The 9,372-nt window shown below is 60.1% G+C and carries 10 protein-coding genes; 2 read left to right on the forward strand and 8 right to left on the reverse strand.

Going from position 1 to position 9,372, the window contains the following annotated elements:
* The 8 genes from ACIREA_RS19115 to ACIREA_RS19150 all read right to left on the reverse strand — a co-directional run.
* The coding region (locus ACIREA_RS19115) for an ATP-binding protein (RefSeq protein ID WP_397383933.1) at positions 1-1,056 on the reverse strand (1,056 nt) is incomplete at its 3' end.
* A gap of 12 nt (positions 1,057-1,068) precedes the next feature.
* Complete coding sequence (locus ACIREA_RS19120; protein ID WP_397383934.1) at positions 1,069-1,917, reverse strand: contractile injection system tape measure protein; 849 nt, start codon at positions 1,915-1,917, stop codon at positions 1,069-1,071.
* Entirely contained in the window at positions 1,914-2,678 is a 765-nt protein-coding gene (locus tag ACIREA_RS19125) for a hypothetical protein (RefSeq protein ID WP_397383935.1), read from the reverse strand. The genes ACIREA_RS19120 and ACIREA_RS19125 overlap by 4 nt, the downstream gene beginning before the upstream one ends.
* Positions 2,679-2,725: 47 nt before the next feature.
* Positions 2,726-3,649: a hypothetical protein gene (locus ACIREA_RS19130; RefSeq protein WP_397383936.1), complete on the reverse strand. Its 924-nt coding sequence runs from the start codon at positions 3,647-3,649 to the stop codon at positions 2,726-2,728.
* Entirely contained in the window at positions 3,646-7,176 is a 3,531-nt protein-coding gene (locus ACIREA_RS19135) for a hypothetical protein (protein WP_397383937.1), read from the reverse strand. Before ACIREA_RS19135 ends, ACIREA_RS19130 begins: the two co-directional genes overlap by 4 nt.
* Positions 7,177-7,236: 60 nt before the next feature.
* Positions 7,237-7,671 carry a GPW/gp25 family protein gene (locus ACIREA_RS19140; protein ID WP_397383938.1) on the reverse strand — a complete coding sequence of 145 codons (435 nt, stop codon included), beginning with the start codon at positions 7,669-7,671 and terminating at the stop codon, positions 7,237-7,239.
* Positions 7,672-7,674: 3 nt separating this feature from the next.
* Entirely contained in the window at positions 7,675-7,974 is a 300-nt protein-coding gene (locus ACIREA_RS19145; RefSeq protein WP_397383939.1) for a PAAR domain-containing protein, read from the reverse strand.
* Positions 7,975-8,147: 173 nt separating this feature from the next.
* Positions 8,148-8,288 carry a hypothetical protein gene (locus tag ACIREA_RS19150; RefSeq protein ID WP_397383940.1) on the reverse strand — a complete coding sequence of 47 codons (141 nt, stop codon included), beginning with the start codon at positions 8,286-8,288 and terminating at the stop codon, positions 8,148-8,150.
* A gap of 48 nt (positions 8,289-8,336) precedes the next feature.
* Between ACIREA_RS19150 and ACIREA_RS19155 the strand changes: the two genes are divergently transcribed.
* Both ACIREA_RS19155 and ACIREA_RS19160 read left to right on the forward strand, forming a co-directional pair.
* On the forward strand, positions 8,337-8,624 hold the full coding sequence (locus tag ACIREA_RS19155; RefSeq protein ID WP_397383942.1) for a hypothetical protein: 288 nt from the start codon (positions 8,337-8,339) through the stop codon (positions 8,622-8,624).
* Between the two features lie 329 nt (positions 8,625-8,953).
* Positions 8,954-9,372: FAD-dependent oxidoreductase (locus ACIREA_RS19160; protein ID WP_397383943.1), on the forward strand; the 419-nt coding region annotated here is incomplete at its 3' end.

Here is a 9,372-nt window from a genome sequence, read left to right on the forward strand (position 1 = left end):
CACGAGCCCGGGGAAATCCTCCACGCGCTGCAGCAGGTAGGAGACCTTCTGGTTCGCATAGCGGTCGTCCTCTTGGGGGGTCTGGCTGCGCCGGCCAAAGAGGACATCCGCCTCGTCGAAGAAAAGAATCCAGTTCTTGTCCATGGCCTGGTCAAAGACACCGGCCAGATTCTTCTCCGTCTCACCGATGTATTTGGACACCACTTGCGAAAGATCCACGCGATAGACGTCCACATTCTGCGACTGACCCAACAGGCATGCGGTGAGTGTCTTGCCCGTGCCCGGCGGTCCATGAAACAGGACTTTGTAGCCGGGTGAAATCCGGCGCCCCAGCCCCCACTCCCCCAGCAGTTTGGCGCCGTGCTGCGCCCATGAGCGGATTTCCAGCACCTGTTCCATCGCGGCAGGTTCGAGAATGAGATCGTCCCAGGTCAGTTGTGTGTTGATGCGCCGCGCGGGAAAGTGCATGCTGAAATCTGGCTTCTGCTCCTCGCCGGTGATCATTAAGCGCAGAAAGGCCGGGGCGATGAGCAACGCCCTGCACTGCGGCGGATCATTCTCCGCCGCGCGTTGCAGGCACAGGATGTTTTCCCGGTAAAAGTAATGCTCAGGCTCAAACAGCGGCAGCAGCCGGAACCGCCGCGCGAGATCATTTCCTGCCAGGAGAAACAGCGCGGTCTCTGCCGTCGGCAAAAAGCCGCGATGGTTGGTCCCCTTCGCACCGCCGAATTCGGTGAGGTGTTCGCGCTCTGCCGTGCGATGCAGAAAAATATCGAGGATCTGCGGCGCGATGGATGGCGCCAGGGCCAAGGCCAGAAGCAGGCGCTCCTCCGGCCCCATGTTCAGGCGCAGAATGAGATCACCGTAGGCATGGGCTTTGGGCGCATACACGGGTGCAGCGGGGATGGGCGTCTGATCAGGGGGCGTGCCTTGAAAGTAAGCCTGGATCCAGACTTCGATGAACCTCTCCAGCCACGCCATCTCACGACCTGCCACGGTGGCAAAATCAAGGCGCTCTTGGGCGTGGGCGGAGGAAGGCGGGGGCGGGGTTTTCATGGCATTGTTTTTTCAGACCCAGTCGACATACAGCGGGTCGGGCATCCAAAGAGGTTTGATCACGGAAAAGCTCCAGGGCAATGAGGAAAAAAGAACATCGTAGCCACGGTGCTCGATGGTCAGTGTCCACCGCTTCTCCCCACGCGTGAGCTTGCCCTTTCGCCACAGGAAGGAGCCCCTGAAGCCATCGCGCGAGATATTCCCCACGCTCGGCCAGTTTTGAATGGCGCTCTGCAGCAGCGTATTCGCATGGGTCCGTTCCGCATCTGTCGAGTCGATCTCGCGCACCACGGGAGTGGCCGGGCTCAGACCGCATAGGAGCTTGTTCAGCACCAGCGCCTGCTCGGGCAGCGCTGCGCCCGCGGTCAGGAGCAACTGGAGCAGATGCACGCCGCGTTCTGCCGCTGCGTCATCCCGAAAAAGCCCGTCCACGAGCAGGCCATTCGCATCATGATATCGCGTGAAGAAAGGCGAGAGAAGGACCAGCCCCGCATTATCGATGTAAAAGACGTCATCCGACTCTAAAAAACGCGTGCTTGCGGATTGAGAACCCAAGGCGCCCTGTCCCGGCGCGGCCTGCTGAGTCTCGCCCAAGGCCAGCTTCAACTGCGGCATGAGCTGCGCGAGGATTTCTTCCTCCAGCCGATCCAGCGGCACGACACCAAGATCCACCACGAGGCGTTCCAGCTGATGCGTGACATCGGGTGGACACACTTCGGAAAAAACCGCTTCGACTGCGGGCAATAATTTCCCATGGGCAAGCCTGCTCAAGCGTTCCTGTACTTCGCGCGCCATGGCCTTGTCTGGCATGCTCAAGTCGAGGCGCATGGAGTTAATGACGTGCTGTTGCTGGGTGCTCATGGATGGATACCTTTCAGCCAGGTCAGAAGGTTGGCCGCGGGTTCAGCAGCGGTCCGGTTCACCGTCCAGTCCCCGTGCATTCGCAGGAAGTCAGCCTGAAGTGCTGATCCAGGCTCACACCAGAGGAAGTGGTTCAGCAGATGCGCACCGCATTGATTTTCTATGAGAGCTTCCACTTCGTCTTTGAATGCCTGGCTGAGCGGATTACCGGTCCAGTTCACGAGGACATGAGAGAGCACCAAGGTCTCTGAAGCTTGATCTGCTCCATCCGGAGGCACAAGCTGTCCATGCTCCAGCAGGTAGTAAAACTTGTCTGGTTCAAGGTCGCGTTCCTCGGAGCTGTCGGGTTGCAATAACAGCGCTGTTTTCGTTTCAAGACCGGACTCCCGCCATGGCTGCCCGCTGATTGCTGAAGACGCGGCGGCTGCAGCGCGCAGGTATCCGAACTCGGCAAGATGGCTCAGCAGGTTCTCCTTGTTGTGGATGGCCACGGCATCGCCGGGGAAAGATTCGCCAAAGCGGGCGAGCATGTGATCCAGCAACCGATGGCGTCTCTGCGCAAACTCCTGCGGTGACTCAGCGAGCTCTGCAAGCTGGCGGCGATAGGGATTGGCAAGGTCAGCGCGATAAGCTTCCGCACGCGAGAGCTCGTCCTCGCGGCTCAGCGGCAAATTCTCGTCATTGTAGCCTTGCAGAAGAGACAGGACTTCCGGCACTGCATAAACAGGCTCCACGAAGTAGGCCTGGGTTTGCGGCTGCACCGAAAACAGACTGGGAAGGTGGGACAGCTGCGCAAGGCAGTTCCGCATCAGTTGCTCGAAGGGCAGAAGATAGCCGCGCAACTGCTGCACCTGCGCACGCCGCAGCGGTGGGGCGGAAGCGGAAAGTTCCTCGGCCCCGAGGGAATAGTTCCTCGGAAAGCTCTGCTGCAGTGGGCAAAACTCCAGCATGTCCTGACACAGCCATGAGGAATCAGGCTGAGGCATCTTCCAGCCAGGCGCACGCAGGAGCCTGGAGGAAGGCGGAGCCTGGAGGAAGGCGGAGCCTGCCCCGCGGCATTGACCAGAGGCAGGAATTCATCCGCAATGGCGCCATGCATCAGCAGCGGCCCGGTCAAGATGTTGGCCAGACTGCAGCCGTCTTTTTGGCGATCGGCGATGGAGGCAAAGACGAGCGGTTTGCCGGTCAGCGGAGTTCCAGACGCCAGCTGGACGGTGAAGCGCTCCCCCAGATTCCGCTGCTGCAAGAGCAGCTCTTCCACGAGATGCCGCACCTTCTCTCCTTCCACGTCCGGAACTTCATGCAGGTGGAGCTGGATCAGATGATGCCCGTTCTCTCCGGCGGTGAAACTGACCTGGGAGAGCTGATGAAAGCGGTCGAGCAGCAGCTTCTGGTAGTCCGCCGCAGTGAGCGGAGCCATGGGCAGGATGTCCGGGGGCGAGAAGAAGGCTCCCTCATTCCATGCGATCCCACCGCGTTCATGCTGCAGCAGGCTGAGCACAGGCACACGCGCGCGATGAGCCAGCTCCGTGAGTGCGTAGCAGATGACCTCGACGATTTGCACACCGGGATCGTGAGCGTTGAAATCAGACCAGACTTTACCGCCAGCACCTGCATCGCCGGAAGGCGCACACCACTCGGCGCACCAGCTCAAGACTTCGTTTTTCAATTTGGAAAAGTCATCCGCGATGTCGCCGGACAACTCACGCGAAATGGCAGGGTGAGAACTCAAGGCGCGGCGGATGTGATGATGTTGTGCTGCTCCGCAGTGATGAGCATCGACCAAGCGGTGCTCGGACGAATCCAACCGTCCGCCTGAACTCCCTGCGTCGCGGGGCTGAAGGCGCAGGCATTCAGCGAGCGGACATAGGGGCGTGACTGGATGAAGTCCCTCAAGCCGGCCAGTTGAAACTCGAAGGTCGGCAGCAGCACGGTTTCCGGCTGGTAGATCCATGGGGAAATGAATTCGCGCAGCTCCTGATTGAGACGCTCTTGAGCCGTGCCCGGCGGCTGTGAACCGTCGAATGCCACCTCAAGCGTCAGTTGCAGCGTTTCATAGCGCGGATTGCACACCCGCAGCGTGACCGCTGGCGATGCACGCTGACGCAGCCATGCTTCCACCTGCGAGAGCATGGCTGCGGGCAGTCGCGGTGGACCTGCGGTGGGCGGCTGAGACAAGCGCGGCAGCACCACGATGAGCACGTGGCCCGCGGCCTGCATGGCATGTTCGGGTGAGTCACCACTGCCAGGATGGCGTGTGTGCGGTAGACAGCGAGCGTGAAAAATCTCAGGGAACTGCTGCAGCACGAGGTGTTCATAATCCCAGGCAGTCCAGGCCCGGCCCTTGTGCCGCAGGCGCTCGCTCACGCGAGTGAGGAACTGCGGCTCAGTCTCTGCCGCACGTCCGCCAAAAGAAGGCAATGGCTGAAGGATGGACTTCACTCGCGGATCAGGCGTTTGCAGCGCCTGGAGCGAGCCCGCCGGCAAGGAATCGGCGCACGGCGCAGTGGCGGAGTCGGCCATGCGCACAGCGATGCCCGCCTGTGGCAGGATCTGCAGCACCGAGGGAAAATACCCGGGACGACGAGCATGCACTCGGAGCCAGCAGAGGCCCTGAGGCATGAGCCGGCTCTGGTCATCCACCTCCGCAGGAATGGCCACCTGCACCAGGCCTGATGTCTGCAGGCCATGAGTCTGGTCTTTCAAAGTGTGGGATGCAGCTGTGCGCGGCTGCCAGCCATCACGGCACAAGACACTCCATTCCGGCGCGTCCGCCTCACTTTCTTTAAGAGCATCCGCCGCCTTGTCCTGCAGGACAAACAGTAGTGAAATCATCTGCGCAGCGGCCACCTTCGCCAGTCCCACATAAAGGGTCACGCCAGTCTCCACAGGTGACAGCAAGGGAGGAACAGTACCATTTTGCAACAGCAGGCGCTGTGTGAAGAAGGGCAGGATCTGGTAGCAGCAGTCTGACTGATGCTCAGCAGCAAACGAAACCGTGGCGGAAGCTTGGTAATTCAGCGTCACGGCTGACAGCGCGGGAGTCAACGGCGGATTGGCCTGCGGCAGAAGAGTGGGCGGCGTGGTCGCGGAATCTGACTGAGGCTGCGCGCGGAGCATCATCGTCTCGGCGTTTCGCAGGGCGATGTCGGTCACCACCTGAGGATACAGGGAATGACCGAAGGCATAACTGGGAGCCGTGAGTACGACACGGAGGCCGCCGTCGGCATTGGGCCGTGGCCTCTCTGCAGACTGCAAGGCTCCGCTGAAGCTGAGTCGTGTCACTTGAGCGATGACTTCATCCGGCGATGCCTGTGGTGCGCCATCAGGCACGGAATCATTCTGAGTGGAACGATTGAAGAGCTCATTGCCCGCGGTACCCGGCGGGCATGCCTCTCCGCAGTTCAAGAAGTCCACGGCCACCCGATAGGCCGCACGGCAGAACGGAGCCTTCAGTTCCGGGTTCATGCGCTGCAGCAGCTCTGCATAGGCGCTGTAGTAGCCGGCCAGTCCACCGGGATAGAGTGCGGGATCCAAAGGGAGGTTTTGCCAGTGGAGATCGAGCGTCAGTGACTCCAGCTTTTTGATAGCGATCTCAGGACAGGTGGCAACGAATGCCGCGCCTGCGACCGGGATGCAACCGAACGGCAGCATCGGCGTTCCGGGTGCGATGGGACCCATGCTGTTTGCGAGGCTGTTGGGCCGGGCCTGACTGACCTGCACCTCCAACGTCATGTCCGTCACTCGGGCGTTCCCCAGCAGCCAGAGCAAAGCGCCGTGGACGCTACCAGCGGGGGCGAGGCTCACCTGACATTGCGAAATTTTGAGCAGCGGCAGGCTTGGATGAATGGCGGCTTGAGACGAGCCGGGCGCGGGACTCACCCAAGGAGGATCTTCTGGCCGGAGCCTGACCACCAAGGTGGCCAGGAACTGGTGGGAAGTGCTTGGATCAAGAGTCACGGAGAGGTTCCCGTTTTGAGCCTTCGCGAACGGAACTACCCAGCCGGTGGCAGCGCTGTAAGCGCAATCAATGCCCGAGACTTCCAGCGGTCCTGCATTTCCCTGCGTGAGAGCGGGCGGGGCGACATCGCACTGAAAGCGGATCTTCAGCGTGACGGTGCGGTGACCACTCTCCAAATGCAGGCATGACGAAGCGATGGCAAAGCCTGACGCCGCAGCGGAATGGCAGGAACGCTGCAAAGCTCCCGCCATGGGCCAGGCCTCACCCGCCTGCGGATTGACCGTGGAAGCGTCAGCAGGCAAGGCACCCATGGTGCAAAGCTGGTCAATGTGACAACCTGAGAGATCCTGGGCCTGTGTTAGTGCATAGAGCGTCTGCCTGCCTGCCGGGGCTTTGGCCGTCAGCAGGGTGCCCGCAGGAAGCTGAAAGCGCTGTGCACCCGGCGCGGTGCCAAAGGCAACGCAGACAGAATCCGGCACGGGCGCAGCTGGCCTCTCCTCCAGAATCTCGCGGTAAAAGAGATTCAGGTGCTCATGTGTCAGGTGATTGAGCCGGGAGTGCGCGTGCTCTTTCAACTGCCGCAGGAAGGCCAGGAAGAGTGCAAAGTGGGGGGCCAGCTGCGAGGGAGAAGTCAGCAGCACTTTGAGACGCACGCGCGCTGCGTCCACCAGACGCTCTTCGGCCGCGTGTGCGGCCATGAGGATGCCTGCCATGTCTGCTTTCACCACTGCGCTGTCATGGGTCGGAGTGGAGGCGGCGCTGATTTTCCAAAGCACCGCGTCGAAGGAACTGAGATCGTTGTCGAGCTTGCAGGTGCCGCCGGATTCCAAGCGCCCGATTTCCCATAAACGTGCGGTTTGCAGCGCCGCGCTGAAGGTCAGATCTATGGCGGATGCAATGGCTGCCGCGAAGACATGCTCGTCCGTGCGGCATGAAAAAAAGCCGTGCCAGCGGTGGATGCGCTGGCATTGCTCATACAACAGCGAAAGCAGATTTCCCTCCGCCACAGCGCTGTGCTGCCAGGACTGGATCTGCTCATGCAAAGCGGCAGCCCTGATGTCCATGTTCTGCGCATCGATCATGGCGTACTGCACGATGGGCTCCGACTCAAAGAACGGCGACCAGTTGCCTTCGATCCGATTTTCCCGGTTGAAGAAACGGACCGTCTGGCTGAATCGCGCCGCCCATACGAGCAGTTCGGCTTCCGTGCGGTCCGCCAGCGGCGCGGCTGCTGGATCCAGCGCAGCCAGCAGGCGGGTGTTCTGGCTGGTGCCGCCGCGCATGCGCATTGATTTCATGCGGGATGGATGAAGGTCGTTGGCCATGGTGAAACTTTCCGCTGCTTCCTCTTCCCCGCTCTAGGGAAGCTGCAGCAGGGTCCCCTCTCCCAGACTGAAAGGATAAACCATGTTATGCCTCGAATTGGTCGTTCGTACCCGGTACTCGATCCCGATCTCAAGACGCCCCTCCGCCGCTGCGCTGGCGTCCACCGTGGCGGCGTCTACGCTGATGCGTGGTTCAAAGCACAGCAATGCGGCACGAACTTTGTCTTCGATGAGCGCTTTGACCGAGACGTCGATATTACGAAACATGAAATCCGCGAGCGGGCAGCCGAACTTTGGCTCCATGATGCGCTCTCCGGGTGACGTGGAAAGGATCAGCCCAATGCTTTGTTCAATGTCAGCAACGCCTTCAACCATCACCGCGCCGAGCGCCTGAGGCAAGCCCAGCGGTTTTGTGAACTCAGGCGGAAAGCTCCAGCCTCGCCCGAGAAAAGAAGTGTCTCCAGCCATGGTTCAGCCTCCGATTTGAACGTTCATGGCTCCCAGAATGATCGTGCCACCATGAGCCGTCGCATCCCCCATCCGAGCAGCAGGCATGCCCCCGATCATCACCGTTGCAGATCCTTTGATGATGCTGTCAGGCGGTCCCACACAGACCGCCATGTCCCCCACCGTTGCGGCGGGCAGTCCCACGATCAACACCGTGGGACATCCCGGGCCGCTGATGGGCCCGCCCACATGTGGAATTGGCGGCAGGCCCGGTGTCATCATCGGGCATTGGTGGAAGTCCGTTAGTCTGGCAGCAGCAGGCATGTTTTACTTGGAACTTAGTATGAGAATCCAATTCAATTTAGCCATCTCAATATGACATTATTTTAAAGACAAGCACCTATTCTCAAAAGGCCTCTTGAAGAAAACGTTGAAATCGGGACACACTAAAACCCCCACATGACACCCGCCATGAGTCTTAGATGCCAATCACTCCTTCAATGGGGGGCATAGAGTGAGAACGCCACGCGCTTGCGCAGCGGCAGAGTCGACTTGAGCCGCAACTCCTCGGAAATGGCGTCATCCCGGACGATGGCGAAGTCGAGCTGCGCGTCCCCTTCCCGACGATCACGGGCCAAGGCCCAAGCTCCATACAGGCCATCCGCTCAGGAGCCAGTCGTCCGGCCATGTGGCGGGTGCTGGAGTTCCACAAGATCATCCGCACGGGCAAATGCTCCACGCTGGCAAAGGAGATCGAGGTGACGCCCAAGACCATCCCGAGGGACGTGCGCTTCATGCGGAACCAACTGGGACTTCTTCTGGAATATGCCCCTCTCAAACACGATTACCATTGCACGCAGGAGGTGCATGAGTTCCCTATGCTGCATCTGTCCCGGAATGATCTGGTGACCTTGTTTCTTGCACAGCATGCGATGGAGCCTCTTCGGGCCACATGCTTCCGTGCCCCCGAATGAATCGCGTTCACGCAAATTTTCAGGATGTCCCCGCCACTGGGGCTGCGTGAAAGCGCCGCGAGGACAGCGTAATCAGTCGATCCACGGCACATGAAGCGATTATACCATAATCTGTTTGCAACCCTCAAGCGTAAGCTGCGGGTTGTAACAACGAACCCCCACAATTTGCGCATTGAATTCAGTCTTCAGCTCACACAGATCCGAGAAGGTTCAGACACTCAGAAATTTTCTATCAGGAGCAAACTTCTTCGCCTGCGGGGGAAAAGTAAGCCGCCAAATACATGCCACAATCGAGGGCCAAACTCAGCTTCCATTCTTTGAAAATCTCCATGCCGACTCAGGAACCTAGCGTTGATGTGCTGATTATTGGCACAGGTGTCTCAGGTCTCATCGCGGCGCGTGAGATACAGAGCGCTGGTCGCAGCGTGCTTTTGCTGGATAAAGGGCGCGGTCTCGGCGGCAGGCTGGCCAGTCGTCGTATCGGCGCAGCCACCTTTGATCATGGAGCGCAGTTCATCACCACCCGGGATGCCCGATTTGAAGAGATCCTCAAACAGGGCGCGGAGGCCGGCATGATGAAGGAATGGTGCCAGGGCTTCTCCACGGCGACGGACGGGCACACGCGCTGGCGTGGCCAGCCAGCAATGACGGCCGTCGCCAAATACCTGGCGCAGGGCCTGCAAACACGGATGGAAAAGCAGGTCGTGGCACTCAGACGTGCCGGTGATCGCTACTCGGTCGAGACCAG

Source organism: Prosthecobacter sp., assembly GCF_044373815.1.
GTDB lineage: Bacteria > Verrucomicrobiota > Verrucomicrobiia > Verrucomicrobiales > Verrucomicrobiaceae > Prosthecobacter.